The organism is Peribacillus sp. YIM B13472 (genome assembly GCF_042788005.1).
GTDB classification, from domain to species: domain Bacteria; phylum Bacillota; class Bacilli; order Bacillales; family DSM-1321; genus Peribacillus; species Peribacillus simplex_E.
Genome location: NZ_JBHZPG010000011.1, coordinates 47978 through 72919, shown reverse-complemented (window position 1 = coordinate 72919; position 24942 = coordinate 47978). Strand labels below are relative to the sequence as shown.

The 24942-nt window shown below is 41.8% G+C and carries 27 protein-coding genes and 2 riboswitches; of the genes, 16 read left to right on the top strand and 11 right to left on the bottom strand.

The window, feature by feature from the left end; translation table 11 throughout:
* Positions 1 to 75: 75 nt before the first annotated feature.
* Complete coding sequence (locus ACFX4I_RS11290; RefSeq protein ID WP_230302810.1) at positions 76 to 1041, top strand: NAD(P)H-dependent flavin oxidoreductase; 966 nt, start codon at positions 76 to 78, stop codon at positions 1039 to 1041.
* A gap of 331 nt (positions 1042 to 1372) precedes the next feature.
* Entirely contained in the window at positions 1373 to 1984 is a 612-nt protein-coding gene (locus tag ACFX4I_RS11285) for a DedA family protein (RefSeq protein ID WP_377420629.1), read from the top strand.
* Positions 1985 to 2029: 45 nt separating this feature from the next.
* Here the strand turns inward: ACFX4I_RS11285 and ACFX4I_RS11280 are convergent, their stop codons facing one another.
* A complete protein-coding gene (locus ACFX4I_RS11280) occupies positions 2030 to 2173 on the bottom strand; it encodes a YjcZ family sporulation protein (RefSeq protein WP_230302812.1) in 144 nt (47 codons plus the stop codon).
* A gap of 216 nt (positions 2174 to 2389) precedes the next feature.
* Here ACFX4I_RS11280 and ACFX4I_RS11275 point away from each other — a divergent pair, with 216 nt between their 5' ends.
* The 5 genes from ACFX4I_RS11275 (at position 2390) to ACFX4I_RS11255 (ending at position 6886) form a co-directional block, all read left to right on the top strand.
* On the top strand, positions 2390 to 3133 hold the full coding sequence (locus tag ACFX4I_RS11275) for a metallophosphoesterase family protein (protein ID WP_230302813.1): 744 nt from the start codon (positions 2390 to 2392) through the stop codon (positions 3131 to 3133).
* A gap of 98 nt (positions 3134 to 3231) precedes the next feature.
* Positions 3232 to 3366, top strand: coding sequence for a hypothetical protein (locus ACFX4I_RS11270; protein ID WP_283932657.1), 135 nt, complete (start codon positions 3232 to 3234; stop codon positions 3364 to 3366).
* 208 nt (positions 3367 to 3574) lie between these two features.
* Positions 3575 to 4501, top strand: a complete 927-nt coding sequence (locus ACFX4I_RS11265) for a cation diffusion facilitator family transporter (RefSeq protein WP_377420626.1) — start codon at positions 3575 to 3577, stop codon at positions 4499 to 4501.
* A 274-nt stretch (positions 4502 to 4775) separates the two neighbouring features.
* Complete coding sequence (locus ACFX4I_RS11260) at positions 4776 to 5465, top strand: response regulator transcription factor (protein WP_053534009.1); 690 nt, start codon at positions 4776 to 4778, stop codon at positions 5463 to 5465.
* Between the two features lie 44 nt (positions 5466 to 5509).
* The gene (locus ACFX4I_RS11255; protein ID WP_377420624.1) at positions 5510 to 6886 is read left to right on the top strand and encodes a HAMP domain-containing sensor histidine kinase; all 1377 of its coding nucleotides are present in this window, start codon (positions 5510 to 5512) and stop codon (positions 6884 to 6886) included.
* A gap of 54 nt (positions 6887 to 6940) precedes the next feature.
* Here the strand turns inward: ACFX4I_RS11255 and spx are convergent, their stop codons facing one another.
* On the bottom strand, positions 6941 to 7336 hold the full coding sequence (spx, locus tag ACFX4I_RS11250) for a transcriptional regulator Spx (RefSeq protein ID WP_230302260.1): 396 nt from the start codon (positions 7334 to 7336) through the stop codon (positions 6941 to 6943).
* Positions 7337 to 7583: 247 nt separating this feature from the next.
* Here spx and modB point away from each other — a divergent pair, with 247 nt between their 5' ends.
* Positions 7584 to 8237, top strand: a complete 654-nt coding sequence (modB, locus tag ACFX4I_RS11245; protein ID WP_377420622.1) for a molybdate ABC transporter permease subunit — start codon at positions 7584 to 7586, stop codon at positions 8235 to 8237.
* Here modB and ACFX4I_RS11240 read toward each other — a convergent pair.
* Positions 8199 to 8678, bottom strand: coding sequence for a GNAT family N-acetyltransferase (locus tag ACFX4I_RS11240; RefSeq protein ID WP_377420699.1), 480 nt, complete (start codon positions 8676 to 8678; stop codon positions 8199 to 8201). The genes modB and ACFX4I_RS11240 overlap by 39 nt on opposite strands.
* A 116-nt stretch (positions 8679 to 8794) precedes the next feature.
* On the opposite strand from ACFX4I_RS11240, the gene ACFX4I_RS11235 reads away from it, so the two are divergent.
* Both ACFX4I_RS11235 and ACFX4I_RS11230 read left to right on the top strand, forming a co-directional pair.
* Positions 8795 to 9286, top strand: a complete 492-nt coding sequence (locus ACFX4I_RS11235) for a hypothetical protein (protein ID WP_230302258.1) — start codon at positions 8795 to 8797, stop codon at positions 9284 to 9286.
* A 198-nt stretch (positions 9287 to 9484) separates the two neighbouring features.
* The gene (locus tag ACFX4I_RS11230) at positions 9485 to 9682 is read left to right on the top strand and encodes a cold-shock protein (RefSeq protein WP_028393295.1); all 198 of its coding nucleotides are present in this window, start codon (positions 9485 to 9487) and stop codon (positions 9680 to 9682) included.
* A 41-nt stretch (positions 9683 to 9723) separates the two neighbouring features.
* Here the strand turns inward: ACFX4I_RS11230 and ACFX4I_RS11225 are convergent, their stop codons facing one another.
* From ACFX4I_RS11225 to ACFX4I_RS11210, 4 genes are all read right to left on the bottom strand, one after another.
* A complete protein-coding gene (locus ACFX4I_RS11225; protein ID WP_260284481.1) occupies positions 9724 to 9891 on the bottom strand; it encodes a hypothetical protein in 168 nt (55 codons plus the stop codon).
* Positions 9892 to 10012: 121 nt separating this feature from the next.
* Positions 10013 to 10432 carry a flavodoxin domain-containing protein gene (locus tag ACFX4I_RS11220; protein WP_377420620.1) on the bottom strand — a complete coding sequence of 140 codons (420 nt, stop codon included), beginning with the start codon at positions 10430 to 10432 and terminating at the stop codon, positions 10013 to 10015.
* Positions 10422 to 11474 carry a ribonucleotide-diphosphate reductase subunit beta gene (locus tag ACFX4I_RS11215; RefSeq protein ID WP_098372568.1) on the bottom strand — a complete coding sequence of 351 codons (1053 nt, stop codon included), beginning with the start codon at positions 11472 to 11474 and terminating at the stop codon, positions 10422 to 10424. The genes ACFX4I_RS11220 and ACFX4I_RS11215 overlap by 11 nt, the downstream gene beginning before the upstream one ends.
* Before the next feature lie 45 nt (positions 11475 to 11519).
* Positions 11520 to 13817, bottom strand: coding sequence for a ribonucleoside-diphosphate reductase subunit alpha (locus tag ACFX4I_RS11210; protein WP_377420618.1), 2298 nt, complete (start codon positions 13815 to 13817; stop codon positions 11520 to 11522).
* A gap of 138 nt (positions 13818 to 13955) precedes the next feature.
* Positions 13956 to 14136: riboswitch (cobalamin riboswitch) on the bottom strand.
* Positions 14137 to 14429: 293 nt separating this feature from the next.
* Here ACFX4I_RS11210 and ACFX4I_RS11205 point away from each other — a divergent pair.
* Positions 14430 to 15359: a manganese-dependent inorganic pyrophosphatase gene (locus ACFX4I_RS11205; protein WP_309519131.1), complete on the top strand. Its 930-nt coding sequence runs from the start codon at positions 14430 to 14432 to the stop codon at positions 15357 to 15359.
* Between the two features lie 99 nt (positions 15360 to 15458).
* On the opposite strand, the gene ACFX4I_RS11200 is transcribed toward ACFX4I_RS11205, so the two are convergent.
* Together ACFX4I_RS11200 and ACFX4I_RS11195 are read right to left on the bottom strand one after the other, a co-directional pair.
* The gene (locus ACFX4I_RS11200; protein ID WP_179891129.1) at positions 15459 to 15605 is read right to left on the bottom strand and encodes a hypothetical protein; all 147 of its coding nucleotides are present in this window, start codon (positions 15603 to 15605) and stop codon (positions 15459 to 15461) included.
* Between the two features lie 84 nt (positions 15606 to 15689).
* Positions 15690 to 17147, bottom strand: coding sequence for a SulP family inorganic anion transporter (locus ACFX4I_RS11195; protein WP_377420616.1), 1458 nt, complete (start codon positions 17145 to 17147; stop codon positions 15690 to 15692).
* A 288-nt stretch (positions 17148 to 17435) separates the two neighbouring features.
* Between ACFX4I_RS11195 and ACFX4I_RS11190 the strand changes: the two genes are divergently transcribed.
* Together ACFX4I_RS11190 and ACFX4I_RS11185 are read left to right on the top strand one after the other, a co-directional pair.
* On the top strand, positions 17436 to 17600 hold the full coding sequence (locus ACFX4I_RS11190) for a hypothetical protein (protein ID WP_377420614.1): 165 nt from the start codon (positions 17436 to 17438) through the stop codon (positions 17598 to 17600).
* 466 nt (positions 17601 to 18066) lie between these two features.
* On the top strand, positions 18067 to 18237 hold the full coding sequence (locus ACFX4I_RS11185) for a hypothetical protein (RefSeq protein WP_309519133.1): 171 nt from the start codon (positions 18067 to 18069) through the stop codon (positions 18235 to 18237).
* Positions 18238 to 18454: 217 nt separating this feature from the next.
* Positions 18455 to 18545, bottom strand: a riboswitch (cyclic di-GMP riboswitch).
* Between the two features lie 427 nt (positions 18546 to 18972).
* Here the strand turns inward: ACFX4I_RS11185 and ACFX4I_RS11180 are convergent.
* Complete coding sequence (locus ACFX4I_RS11180) at positions 18973 to 20184, bottom strand: MFS transporter (RefSeq protein WP_230302251.1); 1212 nt, start codon at positions 20182 to 20184, stop codon at positions 18973 to 18975.
* Between the two features lie 202 nt (positions 20185 to 20386).
* On the opposite strand from ACFX4I_RS11180, the gene ACFX4I_RS11175 reads away from it, so the two are divergent.
* Entirely contained in the window at positions 20387 to 21694 is a 1308-nt protein-coding gene (locus ACFX4I_RS11175) for a CitMHS family transporter (protein WP_230302250.1), read from the top strand.
* Positions 21695 to 21862: 168 nt separating this feature from the next.
* A complete protein-coding gene (locus tag ACFX4I_RS11170; RefSeq protein ID WP_230302249.1) occupies positions 21863 to 22495 on the top strand; it encodes a superoxide dismutase family protein in 633 nt (210 codons plus the stop codon).
* A 309-nt stretch (positions 22496 to 22804) separates the two neighbouring features.
* Here ACFX4I_RS11170 and trhO read toward each other — a convergent pair whose 3' ends face one another.
* Complete coding sequence (gene trhO, locus ACFX4I_RS11165; RefSeq protein ID WP_377420611.1) at positions 22805 to 23770, bottom strand: oxygen-dependent tRNA uridine(34) hydroxylase TrhO; 966 nt, start codon at positions 23768 to 23770, stop codon at positions 22805 to 22807.
* A 140-nt stretch (positions 23771 to 23910) separates the two neighbouring features.
* Here trhO and ACFX4I_RS11160 point away from each other — a divergent pair, with 140 nt between their 5' ends.
* Positions 23911 to 24927, top strand: a complete 1017-nt coding sequence (locus tag ACFX4I_RS11160; protein ID WP_377420609.1) for a nitronate monooxygenase — start codon at positions 23911 to 23913, stop codon at positions 24925 to 24927.
* The last annotated feature ends 15 nt before the right edge of the window (positions 24928 to 24942 follow it).

Below are 24942 nucleotides of genomic sequence, written 5' to 3'. Positions count from 1 at the left end.
GCTCCTTTTTTAAAAAGTCAGAATTGTTTTTCTAATGAATATAGTATAACATTAAATTGACAGGGAGGGATGAAAGTGAAATATATTTGTGAACTTTTTGCGATAAAATATCCTATTATTCAAGGCGGCATGGGGAATATAAGCAATGCAAGTCTTGCGGCTGCAGTTTCAAATGCAGGGGGACTAGGGACAATAGGGTGCGGTACCATGAATCCTGAACAAGTAGAAGCCATCATTCTCGAAACCAAAGATAAAACCAATAACAATTTTGCGTTGAACATTCCAATAAACGTTAGTCCATATACTGATGAGTTAGTGAATCTTGTCCTGAAGCATGATATACCTGTAGTTTCCTTATCTGCAGGAAATCCTGCCCCGTTCATTCCACTATTACAAAAAAAGAATGTAAAAGTGATCGCCATCGTTGCGTCGGTCAAGCACGCGCAAAAAGCGCAAGCTGCAGGGGCTGATGTGTTGGTAGCAGAAGGGTTTGAAGCTGCCGGCATCAATTCGGACCTGGAAATGACGACCTTTACACTCATTCCGCAAATCAGCAAGCATGTGACGCTGCCAGTTTTGGCCGCTGGCGGGATAGGCAATGGACAGGGTTTGGCAGCTGCATTGATGCTGGGGGCTTCAGGAGTCCAATTAGGGACCAGGCTGATCGCTACACAAGAAGGACCGTTTCATCCGTCATATAAGCAGAAACTAATCGAAGCGATGGGCACTGATACGGTAATTTTGGGCAGAACATTTGGCCAGGTCAGAAGAGTATTGAAGGACCCATATACCGAGAAAGTCCTGGATTTGGAAAAACAGGGACTGTCTCCTGTGAATTATCGTGAAATGACCTCTGAAGTCCATCATATTAATGGGGCGATGAACGGCGATGTTAACAATGGTTTCATGAACAGCGGCCAGGTCGCCGGATTGATTGACGATATACCCACGGTAAAGGAATTACTTGATGGCATGATGAAAGATGCGAAAAAACAAATGGAGGATGGATTGAGCAGGCTCTCTGCCCCTTTTATGATTTGAGAGCGGAGGGGCCCATCTTGTCATTAGTTCATGGGTTTATTCCTTGGTAAACTACCGAAAGCTTGAGGTGAATTCGTCCTCAAGCTTCTTTCATTTCTGGACCATCTGAAATTATAAGATCATTCTTCATACAATCTGAGTTCTTATGTGAATAGCCCGATAACATAAAATGGACTCCATCAGGTACATTGTTTTAGGATAACATTTTGGAAAAATGTGATTGAACTTGTGATACAATGGAGAATGTCCTTTTTGAAATCAAGGGGTGCCCAGAATCAATCTGGGAGCACCCCTTTTATATGTAATAAAAGATAGAAAAGGGGAAACCTCTATGGAAACTTTAATAATGGATATGATTGAAGCGTTTAAATCTTTATCCTATTTCGGTGTGTTGCTAGCTTTGACTTTTGAATTCATTCCTGCTGAAATAATTTTGCCACTGGCTGGATACTGGGTTTATCAAGGTGATATGAATTTATACTTGACTATCCTTGCCGGTTCGTTTGGTGGGGTAACGGGCCCATTGACGCTTTATGCTTTAGGCAAGTATGGCGGGAGACCGCTTGTATTAAAGTTCGGGAAATACTTTTTGATCAAAGATGAGCAGTTGAATAAGGCTGACCGATTCTTTGAAAGGTTTGGTGGGGGAATTGCCTTCTTTGGACGGTTTGTACCAGGAATTCGTACCGCCGTTTCGCTGCCATGCGGAATATTGAAAATGAGTATTTGGAAATTCATTTTATATACCTATATGGCGATGCTTCCTGTTACAAGCGTTTATGTTTATCTAGGGTATAAGTTAGGACCGAGATGGGAGCAGGCAGGAGCCATCTTTTCACAATATGCGAATTTCTTGCTTATCCCCATCGCACTTATAATCATTTGGTTCATTATGAAGACTCAAAAACAAAAGCAAAGACAAAAACTAAAAGTCAATTCATAACAAAGAAGGCGCCTTGAACAGGCGCCTTTTTGATTTATGTCATTATTAGCAGCATCCACCGCCGCCGCCGCCGAATCCCCAACTGCATCCGATGATGATCAACAAGATGAATAATACGATAAGCAATGCAAATCCATTATCGAAACCGCTGAAGCCACCGCCACAACAATCGTTACCATTTCCACCCATTTGATTTCCTCCTCAATACATATTATGAATTACATACCTAGCAAAACATCTTTACCGGGAATACTTCATACTATGTATTCTAGGCCGAAGTGTTTGCTTATTCATAAAAAATGGGCGTGGGAAATAAGGGGAAATAAGCCCGAATATTTTTTTGATTTCACTTTAAATGTTATAATATACCATGTGGATTGTGGGGGAAGGGAGCTGAATTAAGTCATGAAAGTTGCCATTATAACGGATGTGCATGGAAATGCTTCAGCGTTAAAAGCCGTTCTTAGGGATATTGATCAAAGGGAAGATATAGATCGTCTCTATTGTTTGGGAGATATGGTCGGGATTGGCCCTGATACAAATGAAGTCCTTGAACTTTTATTTTCAAGAAATGATTTATCGATGATAACTGGAAATCATGATGAAGCTGTCCTGGCCATCATTAACGGGGAGCCGCATCCGGACGGTCATATTCATGTAAAGGAGCATCATGAATGGATAGCTGAAAGGATGCAGCGGAAATTCATAAATGAATTGGAAAAATTGCCTCGAACCATACATCATATCATTAATGATCACTCCGTTTACTTCACCCATTATCACATGGAATCGAAGAAATTGAATGAGCACATAAGCCAAAATCCATTTAGTAAAATAGTTGAACCGAATTTAAATAACGTGGAAATGCTTTTCAAAGATCAGCATCACGATTTAATAGGATTTGGACATCATCATCCTATCCACCTCTTTAAAAATGACCGAACGATATTCCTGAACCCTGGTTCTCTTGGCTGCAATGGTGAACCAGTTGCTCCTTATGCCATTGTTACGATTGAAAATACCGGTATACAGGTAAAGCTTGAAAAAGTCGCCTATGATAATACATCGTTCCTGTTATCGTATCAAAGTTTACAAGTTCCAGAGCATGAATTCATTATACGTGCCTTCCATGGCGGGCAGCATGCCTAATACGTTTATAAATGATGAAGTATGGGGAAAAGTTGAGCATAAAGGTACATGCCTGTGGATACGATAATAGGCAAACATCATGATGCTGGAGGTACGTTATGAAGGAAAAGGAACTGGTACAGGTAAGTCAAGAGCAGGAAGAGATGGAACGGCATAGTCTTGTCTGTAATGATGAATTGTTTAATAAGGATCTGCACGCCATTGTCGATGATACGATGCAAGAGGATAGATAAACGGGAAAAACGCTGCAGGAAATGTCTGTAGCGTTTATTTTTACTTTGGAATGGTTGAAGGCAGAATTTTGGTTTTTCGCAAAAGGTCTCGTCCTGCTGGTTTTCACCAACCTTTTTTTTTCAGTTAATCCCGGGAATGAATCATTTGAAACCATTCTGGATTTATCCCATACTATATATAAGTTTCAAATCCGAGAGGAGGGATGGCATGGGACATCATCATGGTCACTCCCATGATCATGGGCACGGACACCACCACCATTCTAACAATAAAAAAGCATTGTTGGCATCTTTCTTATTAATCTCCACATTTATGATAGTCGAGGTCATTGGTGGTTTCTTGACAAATAGTTTGGCTTTACTGTCGGATGCAGGTCACATGCTTAGCGATGCGGCAGCCTTAGGACTTAGTTATACTGCGATAAGGTTGGGGGAGAGGAAAGCGACATCTTTCAAATCGTTTGGATATAAACGGTTTGAAATCATTGCTGCTTGTTTGAATGGATTGACCTTGATCGTCATATCCGTATTCATTTTCGTAGAGGCAATTAAGAGGTTCCTGGATCCCCCTGAGGTGCAAAGCTTGGGAATGCTGATGATTTCAATCATCGGCTTACTTGTTAATATCATCGCCGCCTGGATTTTAATGAGCGGAGATAAGGAAGACAATCTGAATGTACGGAGTGCTTTTTTACATGTTATTGGTGATATGCTTGGATCTGTGGGTGCCATTGCGGCAGCCCTCTTGATTTATTTTTTCGATTGGGGAATTGCAGATCCGATTGCAAGTGTCATAGTCGCGATTTTAATTATTATCAGCGGTTTTAGGGTAGTAAGGGATTCTTTCCATATCTTGATGGAGGGCACACCGGACCAAGTCGATATGGATGAAGTGAAAGCATCCTTGATGGGATTGGTCGGAGTATCCGATGTCCATGATCTCCATATCTGGACGATCACCTCTGGTTTTTTGACAATGAGCTGCCATGTTGTCATAGATGAGAGCGGTAATCACGATTCAGTTTTGGCAGAAGCGCAAAAACTACTTCACGATCGGTTTGGGATCGAACATAGCACGATCCAAGTGGAAAGACAGGAAGCGGGCTGTCCCAATCCGCACGAGACATGTAATTGAAAAAGGCTGGCTCAGTATAGAGCCAGCCTCTTAAAAGTTTAATAAGAAGACCATAGTTTTTCCTGTATGATTTTTACGACCATATAGCAGCATTCCTGTTAAAATGAATCGAGATCACTTGCACATAATTACTAAGTGAAAACATCGGTTAATTTTACTGCGAACATAATCCTGACACATAAAAAGGGTAAGATTGGGGTAAAATGCTTGGTGATTTTAATGGTTAGCATATACAAAATGATTCCACTATAATTCAGGAAGGAGGAATCCATAAATGAAGAAAATTCTTGTAGTAGAAGATGAAATCGCCATATCGATGGTATTGAAAGCATATTTGGAGCGTGAGGGTTTTGATGTAGTCCAAGTTTACGATGGGCTAAAGGCCATTCCGGTATTTGAAGAAACGAAGCCAGACCTTGTCCTGCTTGATGTCATGCTGCCGGGTAAGGAAGGCTGGGATATATTGAAGGAAATTCGGGAGGACGATACATGTCCGGTTATCATGTTGACTGCACTGACAGATGTCGATTACAGATTATCGGGATTTAAGTCAGGCGCTGATGATTACATCTCCAAACCTTTCGTTGCCGAAGAAGTCGTGGCCCGGGTGCATGCCGTTTTAAGAAGATCCTCATCGGTTGTAACGGAAGATGGTCATGTACATGAGTTTGGGAGTTTAACCATCGATGATCTGTCTTATATGGTGCATTTGAATGGGGAAGAGATAAACTTGACGCCGCGTGATTTGTCGCTGCTCGTTTTTTTCGCTAAGCACCCTAATCAAATTTTCACGAGAGAACAGCTGCTCGACCAAGTGTGGGGCATGGATTATGACGGCAGTGACCGTGCGGTGGACCTGGCGATCAAACGGATCAGGAAGGCGATAGATGCATGGCCTGTAACTGAGGGGGAAATAAAAACATTGCGAGGATTGGGGTATCAATTGAGTGTCTATGAAAACTAAAAAAAAGAACCACTTTACAACGCTATTGGACTAAGAGATACGTATTGACCTTGATTTCCGGTTTGATCTTATTGTCTGTTTTTTCCTTATGGTGGATGGAAAAAACGGCTTTGGAATATAGGCTTAGCCTTCTAAAGTACTTAGCTGATGAAACATCCGATCGGGCGATTAAGGAAAATGGTCAGATTGTCGTTGGCCCGATCCTTTCGGAAATTGTAGAGGAAAGGGAGAAAATCCTTCATCTGAACCAACAGCCAATCATCTATATCGTCGATCCCGATGCCACCATCATATATACGATGCCACAATTGTATATCGATCCGGATGAAAATAAACTCCCGGACGTCATCATGAAAAATAAGGAATTAATCCAGAAGGTCAAGATTTCCGACAACAAAGTATATGTCGTCAAATCCCCCATTACGTTTAATGATGAGACGAGAGGCTGGGTGGTCATTGCACAGGAAGAAGGGGCATTGAAGGAAATCAACCAAGATCATGGCTTGTTGGCGATCATGATTGGAGGCCTACTGATTCTCGGAACGGGGGTCATTTATTTTCTTTCCAGGCAGATTTCACGTCCCATCCAGGACGTAGCTAACGCCGCTGTCCAGGTTCGTGAAGGCAACTATGATATCCATTTCAAAGAGGAAGAGGAAATCAAGGAAGAAGAAATTTATGAACTGATAGAATCATTTAAGGAAATGACCAATCGATTGAAGGTCATGGAGAAGTTGAGGGCGGAATTGCTTGCAGGCGTAACTCATGATTTGAAAACGCCAGTCACTTCCATTAGCGGACTGATACAAGCGGTTAGGGATGATGTCGTCAAGGGAGAGCAAAGTAAGGAATTCCTCGATATTTCCTTAAAGGAAACTCAACGTTTACAAGGTATGATAGAGGATTTACTCAATTATAATGCCATATCGGCAGGTGCTTTTAAAATTCGGCTGCAAAAAGAGAATATCAATATATTCATCAAGGAAATCGCCTATCGCTGGCAGGTGACCCAGGATGATGATCAAGCGTTCGCTCTTGAGATAAAAGTTCCTGATGAACCGGTCTTTGGTCAAATTGATTCATTGCGGATGCAGCAAATCGTCATTAACCTTTTGAATAATGCCAGGCATGCACTTGATGGCAAAGGGAAAATAGCGATTCACCTTTATGAAAAGGATGAAGAACGAATCTGCATTGATGTACTGGACAGTGGCCGGGGGATCCCAAAACATGAACAACAATTTGTGTTCGAACCATTTTATCGTGGTGAAAACAAAAAGTTGAAGGTACGTGGTTTAGGTTTGGGACTGCCATTCAGTAAGATGCTCGCAAAAGCGCAAAAGGGTGATCTAGTGCTTAAGGATAGCGATGAACAAGGCACCACCTTCACGATTGTCATAGAGAAAGCGGATCAGGTATAAAAAAGGGTTGTCCGATGTAATGGACAACCCTCTTATTATGCAGGATGCTAACTATTAAGCCAATTGGCTGATTGCACGCCATAATTGTACATGACGGACTTTCCTTGGAAGGAAGCGTCCCATTTCTTCTTCATTATATCCTGCATGCAAGTTCTTATGGTCAAAAATGATTGGCCGGCGAAGTAAATCCGGGTTATCTTGAATAAGCTTGCAAAGATCATTAAGTGGTGTATTATTTATATCGATATGCAGGCTTTTGAATTTTTTTGAACGGGTTGAGATGATTTCATCTGTCCCGCCTTCCGTTTTACGTAAAATCTCTTTTATTTCTTCTATAGAAAGAGGTTGGGAATATAAGTTGCGTTCATTAAAGGAAATTTCGTTCTTCTTAAGCCAAGCTTTTGCTTTACGACAGGCTAAACTGCTTGGAGTAGTATAAATTGTTACCATTAAAATCGACCCCTTCAAAGTTTTCAAGTTTATTGGAATGAATTTATTTTTATCTTTGTGATACTCTTACTTTAACGTTTCTTTGTGTCAGCAAGATGTCAAGAAAAATAAACTTAAATGTTATTTTAAAAGGAAAGGGAGAAAATGAAATGAAATCTGCCTTTAATGAAAAAGAATCCGTTTGGGTAATGATGGCGAACAAGGACATGCATAGGCCGATATTTAACAATGATGTGCGGATAGTATCATGACAGGGGATTTTTGGTCACCAGTCAGGCTATCGATACAAGTAGCGGGACTATCGGGTATCCTTGTTTTCATTTTAGGAATTATCCTGGCGCGAATGATGGCTAAAAAGCAATTCAGGGGAAGAGTCCTATTGGAAACAGCGTTTTTATTGCCGCTTGTTTTGCCGCCTTCCGTCGTTGGGTTTTTATTGATTGTGATTTTTGGCAAGAGTGGAGTGCCGGGACAATTCATTGAAAGGGTTTTTGATCAGCCCCTGATGTTCACTTGGTGGGCAGCGGTCATTGCATCTACTGTGGTAGCGTTTCCTCTTATGTACCAATCCGCTAAAACGGGCTTTGAAGGTATAGATGAAGAAATCGAAAACGCAGCAAGGGTTGACGGGGCCGGCGAGTGGAGTTTGTTCCTGAATGTATCCCTTCCATTGGCGGTCAAATCCATTGTCACAGGTGCCATCTTGAGTTCTGCTCGTGCGTTGGGGGAATTCGGAGCGACACTCATGTTTGCCGGAAACATTCCCGGACAGACACAAACCATACCGACTGCGATTTATATCGCCATGGACTCCGGGAATATGACATTAGCCTGGCTATGGGTTGCCGTAATCATTGTCATTTCATTTCTTATGCTTTTTATCGTGACATACATAAAATGAATGCTTTTTCTCGAATATGCTTATGAAAAAGTGAGGTGAGGCTTCTATGTCTTCTTTATGTGTGAAGCCGTTTTTTTCGTAAAGGCTCCGTGCAGGCAGGTTCATTTTACCGGTTGAAACGGATATCTTTTCCCAGTCGCCGTGTAATTGAAGAGCATGCAATAGTGCATCCGCGATACCCTGCCGAAAATAATCAGGATGGACGACCATTCGGCAAATCAGTATTTGACCATTCTCTTTTGTAAAAGATAGTGCACCCGCTAAGGCATCACCCTTTAAGTAGCATAAAAACGTTTCATGACAATGAATGAATTGTTCATATTTTTCCAATAGAGGAGGTATATCGGCAAACCCGATCATATCCGCTTCCACCTTATACGCCTCTTTCTGAAGTTTAAAAAGCTGCTGGCCGTAATCGGAGTCCAGATTCCGAATTTTCATGATCAAATCTTATCACTCCCTTTCATTACATTATAATGGAAGAGGGAGATTATTGTTTCTATTCAGTCTGTGTTATAATCGACAAACAATATGAACTAATGAAATGAGGAAGAAATTTGTTAACATTTGAAGAAAAATTGAGCATCATTGAAACTTTTCCGGAATTACAGCGAAAAGATGTTTCATTGGGACGTGTGAACTTCCATTATCCAGATAGCGTCCAGGAGAAAAAGATCGTCGTTCAGCACTTGCATCCCAATGGAAATGGATTCGTTTATGCAGGGCATATGAGAAAAAAAGACACTGACCGTAAAGGTTTTATCAATATTCGTGACTATAATGAAGCGGAATTAAAAGAATTGATCCAAAAAAGCGTCGATTACCTATCTGAACCTCCGGTTGAATTCGAAGAAGAGGAAAACGAGTTCGCTAGGTTGGAAGGGACATGGATTGGCCCTGAAAAGCAAGAGCTTACACTTGAAAGGGAAGACCTGCTTTGGAATGTGTATTCAGGCTCGAACCTTGAGGAGTGTTTCGAGAGTCCAGTAGAGGCGGAGCGCTACTTATTGGACGAAGGCTTCCGACAAAGCAGGAAGAGAAAAATGTAGAATTTTAGGATAATTTGTCGGTTGATTTACTGCGATAATCTTGTTTTTTTAGGATTTTCCATGATATAATATAAGTAATTATTTTTGTTCGGAATAAGTTTGATAGAAGGATTTACTGTAATAGGATTCCTCTTGAAACATTATCCAGAACCAAAAATAGTAATAAAATGGATTTTTCCAAACACAGGAGGAACTATCATGGTACAAGGTAAAGTAAAATGGTTTAACGCAGAAAAAGGTTTCGGTTTCATCGAAGTTGAAGGCCAAGACGATGTATTCGTACATTTCTCAGCTATCCAAGGCGAAGGCTTCAAAACGCTTGAAGAAGGCCAAGAAGTTTCTTTCGAAATCGAGCAAGGCGCTCGTGGACCACAAGCAGCTAACGTTCAAAAATAATTGAACGCATATAAACAAAAGACTCCGATTTTGGAGTCTTTTTATTTTTCCTTTTTTTCGGCCATTTCCTTTAATGCTTTGTCCAATTTTTCTTCGATCCGTTTAGAACGATTAAAATGCCCTGCAAGGAAAAACACGATGAATATAACGAATGCGACAAGCACTAGCATAAAAAGGATAGGCAGGAACTGGGTTATATTTTCAGTCATTGGATAGTATCTCCTTTTTTCTTCCATTATAATTCATGCTTACCGCTGCTACGATAGTGGGAGCCAAGTTTTTTTAAAAAACACTGAAAGGGGATATGCGAAAACGCATATCCCCCTTCAGTCAGTTCTGGAATAGCGAGACGAACTTTTGAAGTCTGGGCAAGTCCGATTCTTGATACATCTGTTCTATCTTCAATGTCACCAATAACTGGCTCTTGGCAAATAACATGTCCCGGAAATGATCGACCGCCCCACAAAAATGATGATAGTTGGTTTCACCAGTGCCGAAGACTCCCGTTTTCAGATAAGCAATAGGCAACTGTTCCAGTTCTTTATAAAAGGCTGCTGATTTAGCAGGAAGCTCCCCATTTCCCCATGTATAGGTGCCGACGATCAATGCATCGTAATCCGGCAATGTATGTAAGTCAAATTCATTCATTCGATATAGTCCAGCTTCAGGTAAAAGGGAAGCGAGGGCTTCAGCAAGCGCTTTTGTATTGCCACCGGCAGAATGATAGACAATGGCAACTTTACAGCTCATCGAACCCATTGCTGGCATTTACTTGACTGTATGTCCTTGACTTCTGTTCGAAGAAATCGGTTTTGGTAAGTCCGATGGATTCATCATCGAACGTTTTGATCCATGGCATCGGATTCTCGCCATACTCTTTATACAAATTTTCAAGGCCTAGCATACGTAACCGTTTGTTGGCGATATATTCGATGTACTCATTGAATTCTTCCAAATCGAGATCGGCTTTGGTTTGGATATCTTCGAGCATATATTCAGACCATTCTTTTTCGAGTTCGACTGCTTTTTCAATCGTTTTATAGATGAACTTCGTGTTTTCTTCATTATTTAACTCAGGATATTCATACATCAAGATTTGAACGAGCATTCCAATGAAATCGAAATGGACCATTTCATCGCGATGAATATAGGATATCATCGTAGCTGAACCAGTCATTAAATTTTGTCGTCCTAAATTATAATAAAAGGCGAAAGCAAGATAGAAATATATCCCTTCAAGGTTCGTTGAATGGATCAGTGCCTCGAATAAATGCTGAGGGCTGGGATCGTCCACGAACGTTTGATAAGCATCAACGATCGGTTGGTTACGCTTAATCACTTCAGGATGTTCTTTAATGCGGTCGAAAAGCTGTTTTTGCTTGCCTACAGGAATCAAGGAAGCAAGGATATAGGAATAAGATTCATTATGGATCGATTCCTGCTGGGCCATGTTGGCCAGGATAGCTTTTGCCGCCGGATCTTTGATGTACCGAAGGATTTCTACTAGAGTGGGCGTTTGAAGACTGTCCATTCCAGCAATCATCGTAAGGATATCGAGAAAAGCGTCCTGGATATCTTCGTCCAGTTCGCCCCACTGCTTTTTATCCTGAATCATGTTCACGCTCGAAGGCTTCCAAAAGTTATTGATGAGCTGTGTATAGGTATCATAGAATTTTTCATACTGAATATCGTTCCAAAGGAGGAAGCCTGAAGCTTCTCCTTTGAAAACACCGGTTGCCTTGGTTGGATGCGTAGGTTCGAGCATCCGAATCTTTTTGATATGATTGGTCATTCGTGAAAACTCCTTTAAGAATAGATTACTAGGTTATGATTGTCGTTAACTTGAACAGCTTTCGCAGGCATTGTCATATTCGGAAGAAGTCGAACGTACATAATACGTTGATTTCAATCCGCTTTCCCATGCCGTTAAATGGATATCCAATAGGACCTTCGCTTTGATTGTATTGTGTACATACAGATTAAAGCTGATTGCTTGGTCAATATGGCGTTGGCGGGCTGCGTTTTGCCTGATGCTTTCCAGTTGGTCCAAATTAAATCGCGTCTTTTTATAATATTCATACGTATTTGGCGTCAAGCCTGGCGCGGTCACCTTGAATTTGAAGTTTTTCTTTTCTTCGTAAAATTCAATTTCATACAAAGGATCGATTCCATCCGTGGAATTACCGATTTTAGCTGTCGAAGAATTCGGGGCAATGGCCATTAAATATCCATTACGGGTCCCATGTTCCTGCACGTCTGCTTTTAAATCCATCCATTTTTGATCTGTATAGTCACGCAGTTCGAAATAGTCCCCTGTATGCCAATCAGATCCTTCAAAATATGGGTATGATCCTTTTTCCTTGGCCAATTCGTTGGATGCCTTGATTGTTAAGTAAGCGATCTTTTCGTATAAAGCATCTGCATAGTGAACAGCCTCATCGGATTCCCAATAAATATTCTGTGTGGCAAGTAAATGATGCCATCCAAACGTTCCTAAACCAATTGCCCGGTAACGTTTGTTCGAGATGGATGCTTGTTTGACAGGAAGATTATTCACATCAATGACATTATCCAGCATGCGGATCTGGATGGGAATCAATCTTTCCAGAACATCGCTGCCCACCGCCTGGGGCAAGTTAATGGATGAAAGGTTGCAGACAACGAAATCGCCGCTTTTACGAACCACGACAACATCTCCATCTTCTGTTTCATATTCATCCGTGATCGTCGAAGGGCTTAGGTTTTGGGCAATCTCCGTGCAAAGGTTAGAACAATAAATCATACCTTTATGTTTATTGGGATTCTTCCGATTCACTTCATCGCGGTAGAACATATACGGTACGCCTTCTTCTAATTGAGAAATCATGATGCTTTTCATGATGTCCATCGCATTGATTTTTTCGAAGCTATAGTTTGGAAGCGTGCCATTTTCTGCGGCCTCGACAGCAAGTGCATAATGATTCCTGAAGCTTCCTTCGCCTTTCTTCTCGTCATAAAGATCTTCAAGTGAAAATCCAAGGGTTTGCTTAACGGTATGAGGATCGAAAAGATACCATTCTTTTCTGTCGCGTACAGCTTCCATGAATAAATCGGGTATGCATACACCTGTAAAAATATCATGGGCTTTTAATCTGTCATCCCCGTTTTGTGTCTTCAAATCGAGGAAGCTCATGATATCTTTATGCCAGGCATCCAAGTAAATCGCGATGGCACCTTTACGTTGACCCAATTGATCGACACTCACGGCTGTCTGGTTGAATAGTCGAATCCAGGGGGTCGTGCCGGAACTGTTTCCAGAGAAACCACGGATATCAGAACCAAGCGAGCGAACCTTACCGACGTAAAGACCGACACCGCCGCCAAATTTAGATACTTTTGCTGCATCATAGTTTGATAGGTAGATTCCGTCAATGGAATCTTCAATTGCGTCGATAAAGCAAGAGCTTAACTGTCCATGTGTTTTACCTGCATTGGAGAGTGTAGGAGTCGCAACGGTCATAAAAAGATTGGACATGGCCCAGTATGCTTCTTTTATAAGTTGCAGGCGGTGCTCCGTTTTTTCCAATCGCATGATTTCCATCGCGATGATCATGAAACGTTCTTGTGGCAGTTCGTAGACCTTATCCTTTTGTGGGCGGGCTAGATAGCGGTCGTTCAATAAGTAGATGCCTATGTAAGAGAATAATTTATCTTTTTCCGGGTCGATCACCGAACCCAATTCCTCAATTTCCGCTTTCGTATATGAAGATAGCAGTTCTGATTTATAAATGGGATAACGCTGACCTTCTGAAAGCTGGGAGAGTTCCGTGATCAGCTCATAGAATGGGCCATAACTCATGCCTTCATAACCTCGATTGGCTTGTGCATCCCTATACATTGTATTCAACAGTTCTGCTGCAGCGACGAACGTCCAATCCGGAGCATCGATATCCACATTTTCAAGAGCGAGCTGAATCAGTTTTTTTGATGCCTGTTCTTCGGTTGAGTCACTTTTGCGATCTAGCCATTTTGTAAAACGCTTTTTGAACTTTTCCATATCGAGATGGCCTTCGAATTCCTTTGATAACATCTCAAGCTGGATGGATTTCGTTTCTGTGTCATTTTCACTTATGGTAGAGTTATATGTTTGAGTCATTAATGATCCTCCTAGTTAACTTCAGCTAAAATAAAAAAAACGCCCAATGAATTGAGCGGATCAAACGATAGAATAAAAGAGCCATGAAAAAATAGCCGTTAAACTATCGTTTCATCATCTCAATCCCCGAAGAATAAGAAACGTGAAAAATTCAAGGCAGGTCTCCTGACTCATGATCATCCTACTTTGAGTCCTTCCCGTATAGAGAGCTATACAGTGGGTATCTCATTTCGTCACATTTACAGTTGCGGGGACAGTTCCGGGTTTACACCGGATTCCCTTTTCAGCCATCACTGGCACCTTGGATTATAAAAAATTCTATATATAGTTATTAGTAATGTTTGTATAATCAATATCTAGTATTTCTGCTTATATTATCGTAAGCCATATACGATGATAATTCAACTAATATATTTGAAAAAAACCAATCCTTATCTATTGACAAAGTGATGGCAGAGTGTGAGGGAATGAAAGATTTTATTGGGGAATGGGTAATTCAAGCGCTGATTTTACGCGATTTTGTGTTAAAATAAAGTGTCTAGTAAAGGTGGCTCTCCCTTATTGCGATAAGGGGATTCGCGGAAAAATATTTAAGAAAAAGGGGATAAAATCTTGGAAAAAGTATTAGTTTTTGGACATAAAAACCCGGATACAGACACAATCTGTTCAGCAATCGCTTATGCAGACCTGAAAAAGCAGTTAGGTATCAACGCTGAACCAGTTCGTCTGGGTGAAGTGAATGGTGAAACTCAATATGCATTGGACCAATTCAAATTCGAAGCTCCCCGCCTTGTGGAAAAAGTTGCAGGGGAAGCTGAAGGCGTAATCCTGGTCGATCATAACGAACGCCAGCAAAGTGCTGAAGATATTGACCAAGTCCGTGTGTTGGAAGTTATCGACCATCACCGTATCGCTAACTTTGAAACAAGCGATCCACTATATTACCGTGCGGAACCAGTTGGCTGTACGGCAACCATTTTAAATAAAATTTATAAAGAAAACGGCATTGAAGTCCCTAAAGCAATCGCAGGTCTTATGCTGTCTGCCATCATTTCCGATTCGTTATTGTTCAAATCACCTACATGCACGGAGCAAGACGTTGCAGCAGCAATGGAACTGGCTGCCATTGCGGGAGTCGACGCTGAAACATACGGCTTGGAAATGTTGAAAGCTGGAGCTGACTTGAGCGACAAAACGATTGCCCAGCTTATCACTCTTGATGCAAAGGAATTCTCCATGGGAATGGCAAAAGTGGAGATAGCACAGGTCAATGCTGTAGATCCGAACGAAGTCCTTGCTAAGCAAACAGAATTGGAAGCGGCGATTGAAGCGGTCATCGCTGATAAGGAATTGGACTTATTCCTTTTTGTCGTAACGGATATCTTGACTAATGATTCTGTTGCCTTGGCTCTTGGTAAGGCAGCTTATGCAGTGGAAAAAGCATATGACGTTTCATTAAACAATAACATCGCCGTCTTAGAAGGCGTTGTATCCCGTAAAAAACAAATCGTGCCGGTCTTAACGGACGTATTCAGCAAATAATACAGGAAAAGGGGTGCTCATTAATAACATGGGCATCCTTTTTCTGTACATGCAAAAAAAAGACTCAACCACCATTAAGGGTGTTTTGAGTCTTTTTTCTTAATTCAAAGCTTCCTTTTCTTTTTCATAGGCAATGACAATCAGTTCTTTGTTGGCTTCCTCGCCAAGTCTGCTTTCAAAGCTTTTCAGTTCATTCAATAAATCCGGTGACAGATTTGCTGCCGTATAATCCTGCTCGGGTGTCATGCTTTTCGCTCCTTTCAAAAGGAATCATTCATGTTATCTATTTTGTCGGTTTGAAAAGTTTCTATTCAGCAAAATTTTACTTCTTCAAGATATTTTACTTTCTGAGGTGGCGAGTTTTTCAAGCAATAACGAACTTTCTTCATCGAGTCCTTGCACTTGGACAGGTATTCCCAGAAGCTGATATTTAAGGACAACCGTATCAACAGCACCGACTGCCGAAGCATCCCAGATTTTAGAATGGGAAAAGTCGATGACGATTGAATCGGCTTTTTCCTTGAAGTCGAACTTCGAAACAAAGTCCTGGACAGAAGCGAAAAATATTTGCCCGCTGATATGATAAATGATTTTCTTAGCCTGGAAATCTTCCGTTTTCTCTACAGCCACTTTAGAAATTTTAGCCGAGAAGAAAATCATGCTCAAGAGCACTCCGGCAAATACCCCTTTTGATAAATCATGTGTATAAAGGACAATGAGGACCGTCACGATCATCACGGCTGCATCCGACTTTGGAGCTTTAGTGAGCCTCTTTAGGGAAGACCAGTCAAAGGTCCCGATTGAAACCATGATCATGACTGCGACAAGTGCAGCCATCGGGATTTTAATAAGGACATCATTCAGTACCACGATTAATATCATAAGGAATGCGCCAGCTACAAATGTGGAGAGCCGGCCCCTTCCTCCCGATTTAATATTGATACCGGATTGGCCGATCATCGCACATCCTGCCATGCCGCCAAAGCATCCGGCAATGATATTCGAAATCCCCTGACCTTTGGCTTCCTTATTTTTATTACTGTCCGTGTCAGTCATCTCATCGACTATTTGAGCTGTCAATAATGATTCAAGCAGCCCAACAAATGCGAGGGCAATGGAATAAGGGAAAATGATCGCCAAAGTTTCGAAGGTCAAAGGGATATCTGGAAGCATGAACATCGGAAGCGCTTCGGTCAATTGCCCCATATCCCCAACCGTCCGTACCGTAGCCCCCGTGGTAACAGCGACGATCGTCATGAATATGATGGCGACAAGTGGTGAAGGTATGACTTTCGTGATGAGCGGAAAAAGATAAATGATAGCTAAAGAAACGGCTGTCATGACATACATGATCCATGTTTCGCCCACGAAATGGGTGAGCTGTGCCGTGAAAATCAAGATGGCTAAAGAATTCACAAAACCAGTCATGACCGGCTTCGGTATGAACTTCATTAATTTCCCGATTTTTAAAACCCCTAGTAAAATTTGCAGCAAACCAGTCAATATTGTTGCAGCAAGTAAATAGTTCAAGCCATGATCTTTAACAAGATCGACCATGACGAGTGCCATTGCGCCAGTGGCTGCCGATATCATTCCCGGCCTTCCGCCGACAAAAGAGATGACGATGGCAATGCAGAATGAGGCATATAGACCAACCATTGGGTCAACGCCAGCAATGATCGAAAAGGCAATCGCCTCCGGAATCAATGCCAAGGCAACGACAATTCCCGATAGAACATCTCCTCTAACGTTGCCGAACCATTCCTGTTTATATCCAGATGTATTCAAAGAAACACTCCTTCTTTCTATATATGTGTGTTCATTTCCTTTTTAACGCACTAAATTATAGCATGGGTCCTTCTTTCTATCTATATGGATAATATTAACGACAAACCGAGGGCTATTCATTTCTTAGCATTGACGACAGAATTTAAAATTCCTAAAAAGGGGCATCATCCAATAAGAAAGGGCAAAAAATTTCCAAAGGCTTCTGAATGGATTTCGCTTCATGATTCAGATTTTTATGTGTTTAAATGTGTTATTCCTTTATTATGAATGAAAATGGGGGTTACTCCTATGAACAAGAGTGAGAAAAGAACGAAACTATTGGAAAAGATTGAGAATCATGTAAGACTGACTGCAAGAAATTTAGTGAAATTCGATACAATCCAGGAAACATTGGATTTTACGGTGGAATCATTTCTTTTCGTGGGACTTTGTGGCGATCGTATTGAGGGATGATGATCGTTTATATCCAAAAGTATGGAAAGGCGGTTCGCCGCATTTTGCTGATTCTTTTTCCATTCACATAGGTGAATGTTCTCCGGATATTCTAAGAGGAAGAGGCTTGACGATACTATGGGGGTGTATGGTCCACCAATAAGCTGGAGGATTATTATTATGCCTTCAAACAGGCCATGCATGCCTATATTGTTCCCCGAAATGGATTCCCGAAAAATGTCTTGGCCATTTTTGACGAATTGGGAGAGACCCTGGACTTGCCGAGTTATTACTTAAGAAATATTTGCCCCAGTTGATGGAATATCAAAAGGGAAGCGGAGTAGAGCTTATAAACTGCATGATTTATATGAATCGAACCAGTTATATTCCGCCGCACATTCAATTTACATAGCAATGATAAAAGGTCTTGAAAGGGTCTTTTTTTATTCGATTTTGTGTGTAATCTAGGTAAGGAGGCATGAGGAAGATGGCTATTGTTACCGGAACAATAACTTCCCTTTTCAACATACATGGAAGTGGTGTGGGTGAAAAGGCCAGCTCAATCAAAGTTTTTGGAGTAGGAACCCTCCCGGTGTTAAGAGGCTATTCCTTATCAATGATACTGGATTTACATTTAGGACATGTCACTTCATTATAATGCTTGAACCTGATCTTTCGAAGGTCGCTTCTGGTCAACATTGCGAATACATTATACCTTGTGCCGCATGCACAAGTATTTTTATCTTTAACTATGTGTCTCTCATCCGTAGTAGCTGAATAAATGGTTGGAAAAAACATATATAACCCTCCTATTTTTAATTTTAGGCAAATTAAAAAGGGGCAATTGATAATAAAGTGATCCATTCAAGAAAAATCTTGGCAGCTCGGCTGCCATAACAACTAAGATGTTGTGTTAGGCCCGTGGCTTTGCGTCTTTTACTTTCATAAAATTTGCCTAAAATAATCTTAACATAAAATTTGATGCGTTATGAAGTGTTTATGGCTGCGGCCAAACTTCCCCTTTTATTAAGTATCAACAGCAATCAGCGGGATTGTCCAGAAGGTAAATAGAGAAGGAAGGTTTGGAATGGGTACTTATTTAGTTGCTAGGTATACAAAAGGGTCTCTTCGATTCGTACAAAAAGTACGAATGAAAGAGACCCTTTTGGTACGCTATGTACATATAGCTTGGGAAACCATGTGCAGCAGCTGGTTTCCAATATTCCTTTTTCATGTGTGCAGTACTCTTGTTCTTTTTTGGCCTCACTGCCTGTATCGGAATACGACCGAAACGAAATCCAGTTCCAGAAGTATCCAGCACTACAGCTGTAGGAGCATTAAACATGAGAAAGCCTGCTTCCATCTGGAGGCAGGCTTTCATGCCAAAGTGTGATTAATGTGATCTTGCCAATTCCGGATTGCGGTGCATCGCGAAATAGAGAACAAGTCCCGCTATGAGGAGTAACGTGCTTGTCGTAATGAAAACGGCGGAGAATCCGTAGAAACCAGCAACCATTCCGCCCATCGCGGGTCCAATGATATTGCCTAAAAAGCGCAGGCTCGTATTGTACCCAAGTACTTCCCCCTGCATTGCGACAGGAGCTTCCTGGCGAATGTAGGCAATCCTAACAGGGATGATGCCGCCTATTGCCATGCCAAGTATGAAACGTACCAAAACAAGCTGCCAAAAATGATTGATGAAGGCACCGGGCAAGTAGACTGTAGCAGTTAGAAAAAGAAGCAGCACAAGAATCTTCACATGTCCATGACGATCACCTATCTTGCCCCAGTGGCGCGCCATCAATAAATTCCCCAGGCCTGCTGCAGAAAAGGCGATACCTGAATAAAATCCAAGATTGGAAGTTCCATGCAGCTCGCCAACGTATAAAGAAAGAATGGGCTGGATGCTGAAGTGGGCAACTTGAACAAGTGTCGAAATGAGCATGACATTGACCAGGATGGGATTCCTTAAGATATGCGATAGAACCTCCCTGCTTGTATAGCTCGACTTTGTTCCCTTCTGCTGTTCCATTCGGTACTCCTTGGTTGCAAAAACAAGAAGTCCAGAGATGAAAATGGTGATGGAGGTGAATTTAAAGGCGGTTGAATAGCCGAGTGTGTCTGCAAGCAGACCGCCAAGCAATGGTCCGAAAAGGGAACCGGTTATATTTCCCGTTTGCAAGGTTCCCAGTACGCGTCCGGCAATTTCTTTAGGGGTCTGCGTTGATATGAAGGCCTGTGACATGGAAATAAAGCCAGTGAATATTCCGGTGAACATCCTTAAGACGAATAGCTGCCAAACATTTTCAACGAATCCCATCAGGAAAATGGACAGTCCCATCCCAAAGGCACAGGCAATCAAGATTTTCTTTCTGCCGTACCGATCACCAATTCGTCCCCAAATGGGAGAAAATAAAAAGGCAGTCACAAAAGTGATTCCAAATGTCCAACCGGACCAGTGCTGGATATATTGAGTCGAATAATCTCCGAATGTACCAATGTATAAGGATATGAATGGGAGAACCATCGTCATGCTCCCGCCTATGAAGAAATTGGCGAACCACATGATAAAAAGATTCCGTTTAGCTATTTTATGAGCATTCATTTTACATTCAACACTTCTTTCCTCCGAAAAAAAACTTCGGGTTCCTAAATAATAGTATACATAATTTAACTAATTTATTAAACGAATTTGTTTTACAGGTTTTTTAATGAATATGCAAATGATATAATGTGAAAATATTGATTTTTCAGAAAAATCAAATTAAACAAAGGTATTTACTTTTCCATTTAAAGGGGTTTTTAACATGTTGACGATTTTAGGATTTTGCATGATTTTAACGTTTCTGGTCTTAGTCATCACAAAACGCTTATCAGTGGTTGTCGCTTTTATCTTTACTGCAATAGCTTTTGGTGTGATTGGTGGCTTTGCTTCGGAAATGGGAGATATGATGGTGGCAGGTATTTTAAAGGTGACACCGACAGCAGTCATGATCGTTTTTGCCATTCTATACTTTGGTTTAATGATTGACGTTGGTTTATTTGAGCCCATGATCGCTAAAATACTCAGTTTTGTAAAAGGAGATCCGCTAAAGGTTGTCATGGCAACCGCCATTATAACCATGTTGGTAGGTTTGGACGGAGACGGTTCTTCCACATTCATGATCACCGTTTCAGCCATGCTGCCGCTTTATATCAAATTAGGGATGAACAGGCTCGTATTGGCCTGTGTTGTTGGTTTAGCCGCTGGCGTCATGAATATGATTCCTTGGGGAGGTCCTTTGGTCAGGGCGGCCGCGAGCCTTCAGGTTGAAGTATCGGAGTTATTCATTCCTCTCATTCCGGTCATGATTTGCGGTCTTTTATGGACGCTTTTTTCGGCATATGTACTTGGCAAAAAGGAAAGGGAGAGATTGGGAGTCAGCTCCCTGAAGACGAACATGCAACCTGGTATGGGCGAACAGGCTGCAGCTGTTGAAACCGCACCTATTGGAACATCCAAGCTTTTTTGGTTTAATTGGTTCTTGACGATTTTACTGATGGTTTTGCTGGTGATGGAAGTGCTGCCGATCCAAATTTTATTTGCCACTGCTTTTGCGATTGCACTATTCGTTAACTTTCCGAACCCAAAAGAACAGCAGGAAAGGATTTTAAGTCATGCCAATAGCTTTGTGATGATCTGTACACTCATTTTCGCTGCAGGGATTTTCACGGGTGTATTCACAGAAACAAAGATGATGGACTCGATGGCTGCTTCAATCGTAACTGTCATTCCAGAGTGGCTCGGGGCACATTTGCCACTGGTGGTAGCGTTGACGAGCATTCCGATGGGGTTCATTTTTTCACCTGATGCCTATTACTTTGGCATTCTGCCAATAATAAGTGAAACAGCATCGAACTTCGGCATTTCTCCTGTAGAAATCGGAAGGGCGGCTTTATTAGGCCATTCGACCGCAGGGTTCCCATTATCGCCATTGGTTCCTGCAACATTCATATTGATTGGTCTTGTAGGCGTGGATTTTGGGGATCACCAAAAATTCCTGTTTAAATGGGCATTTGGGACAACCATCATCATGACGATTGCAGCCATTACTTTTGGGGTCATCACTTTGTAAAATGTGAGCCCATTAAGCTATAATGCAAAATTTTTGTCTGTGATTTTAGTAAGGTGTTCACCCTCACGGAATAATCTATTTACCTATTTATTCCTCTTTCTGTTTATTCTTCCATAATGGTGGAAAGTAATAAGAGGAAGATACATATAAGAGAGTGAGGGAGTTTATATGAACTATAAACAAAAACTTGTGCTGCCTATGTGTGCTGCCCTTTTACTGTATGGATGTAATTCGGCGGATGATTCAAATCAGTCCGACAATGATGCCGAGGACATGACTACAGTGGGACAAGGAACAGAAACAGGGGTTGATCCGCAGGTGAAAGCGGAAGTTAAAGATGTAGAAGGTAAAACACTTGGGACGGTTAACTTTACCGCCGAAGGGAATACTGTAGTGATCGAGACCGCTTTGGAAGGCCTTGAGCCAGGCTATCATGGATTCCATGTCCACGAAAACGCAGTATGTGAGCCGGATGCTAAGGAAGGCCCTTTCACTACAGCGGGAGGACACTTTAATCCAACTGGTGAAACGCACTCTAAACATGCAGGGGATATGCCCCCTTTATATGTAAAAGAGGATGGGACAGCCATATATACGGCAACATTGGATAACATGACGATAGACCAGCTGAAGAAAGAAGAGTTGGCTGTAATCGTTCATGCGAATCCAGACAACTTTGCCAATATTCCTGACCGTTATGAAGCCAATGGAGAAAAAGGACCGGATGTAGATACCTTGAAAACCGGTGATGCAGGCGATAGGCAAGCTTGCGGGATTGTTGTAAGTTCAGAGGGAAAATAACATTAATGAAGCAAAAGCGATTCCTCTAAAAAGGAATCGCTCTTTTCATTGAAGGTAAAACCACTGGCCGCTAAAATCTTAAAAGAGCTGAATTTTTTCTTTTTTCGTTTTAAGAAGGTTTTTTCTATTGTGATATAGAAGTAAGAGAGTAAGTAATATTGCATTAGAAGCAGAGGGTATTAAAAGCATAGTTAATTCTTGCAGTGGGATGAAGTCCAAGGCATAGGTTTAATATAGGAAAATAAGATTTGGTTTATATGGATAAAAAAACCCGAATAGGGATCATGTCCGCTGATTCGGGTTTGCTTATCATTTTGCGGTAATGGATTCTTCAATTAGCTGTAATCTCTCAGCCACTTCTTCTTCAGAAAGGTTGTGCTCGACTACATAGCGGTTACGGGGATGCACTCGGCATTCATGAGTACAGCTGCGCATATGTTTGTGTTCGTTCTCTTCACTGCAAAGGATTTTCTTGTTGCATTCAGGGTTAGCACAATTAACATAGCGTTCACAAGGTTCGCCGGAATAAATATCGCGACCGACAATGACATGTTCCTTTTGATTGATAGGTACGGCAATCCTTTCATCGAATACATACATTTGGCCATCCCAAAGTTCACCTTGGACTTCGGGATCTTGTCCGTATGTTGCGATGCCGCCATGCAGTTGGCTTACATCTTCAAAGCCTTCTTCGACAAGCCAGCCGGAGAATTTCTCACAGCGGATACCGCCGGTGCAATACGTTAGGATTTTTTTGCCTTCGAACATTTCTTTATTTTCCCGGACCCAATCCGGAAGTTCACGGAAATTCGTGATTTCTGGCTTGATTGCACCCCTGAAATGTCCCAAATCAAATTCATAGTCATTTCTGGCATCAAGGACGATGGTATTTTCATCTTGCATTTGCTCGAAGAACTCCTTCGGGCTCAAGTATTTGCCTGTCGTCCGGTTCGGGTTGATGTCATCTTCCAAACGAAGCGTTACAAGTTCATTTCGTGGACGAACATGCATTTTTTTGAAAGCATGGCCGTCAGCTTCATCTATTTTAAACACGATATCGGCAAAGCGGGGATCGCTTTTCATCATGTCCATATATTTGTTGGTTTGTTCGATCGTACCAGAAACTGTTCCGTTGATACCTTCTGCTGCCACCAAGATACGGCCTTTCAATTCAAGTGCTTTACATGCCGCAAGATGCTCGGCTGCGAATTCTTCGTGATTCTCTATGGGTACATACAAATAATAAAGTAATACTCTATATGGTTTTGTTTCCATTTTTATTTACCACCTATGTTTTATATTTGCAAGATATAAAGGGTGATCATTTAGACACTTTTCTCTTACAGATAATCATTATACCAAGAAAACGTAAAAATGATAAGGGCATGAAGAAAAATCAAAAGGAGTTGTATGGAATGTTGAAAGAGTTAATGAGATATCCAATCATTCAAGCACCGATGGCAGGAGGAGCTTCCACCCCGAAGCTTGCGGCTTCAGTATCCAATGCAGGAGGATTAGGCTTTCTCGCAGCTGGCTATAAGACTGCAGAAGAGATGAAGGACGAGATAGGGCAGACCCGTCAGTTGACTGAGCACCCTTTTGGCGTGAATGTCTTTGTGCCGGGCAACGAGGCAGTGGATGAAAATATATTATTTGCCTATCGTGAAAAGATCAAAAAAGAGGCCGAGAGCGTTGGGGCTGAGATTGGAAAAGACAATAGTGATGACGATGATTGGGAAAATAAAATAACGGTATTGAAGGAGGCTGGGGTCGCCGTCGTCAGTTTTACATTTGGATGTCCAACGGAAGATGTAATAAGGGAACTCCAAGATGTCGGTTCCCTTATAGCCGTGACGGTAACCAACCTTCAGGAAGCAAAAAGGGCGGCGGGAGCAGGTGCGGATGCACTATGTGTACAGGGTTTTGAAGCAGGGGGTCACCGGGGCAGCTTTGAAAACCGCACAGAAGACGATTACGGTCTTTTAGTTTTGATACGGTTGATACAAGGTGAGTTGAACTTGCCGATCATTGCGGCGGGCGGATTGATGCATGGAAAGGATATCGCGGCCGTGCTCGAAGCGGGAGCAACAGCGGCACAATTGGGAACAGCTTTCCTTCGCTGTCCCGAAAGCGGGGCAAGTCCCGTCCATAAGGAAGCTCTGGGAAATCCACGGTTTACCCAGACCTCTATTACCCGAGCCTTCAGCGGCCGGAGGGCACGCGGGTTGGTGAATCACTTTATAACCGAATATGATGGCGTTGCACCAGTCGCCTATCCTCATGTCCATCACATGACAAAGCAAATGCGAAAAGCTGCTGGACAAAAAAACAATCCTGAATTGATGGCTTTGTGGGCAGGACAAGGATATAGGTTGAGCAGGGAACTTCCCGCATCGGAATTGATTGAACTTCTTGTACAAGAACTAAAATGAGAAGGGTTTGGATGG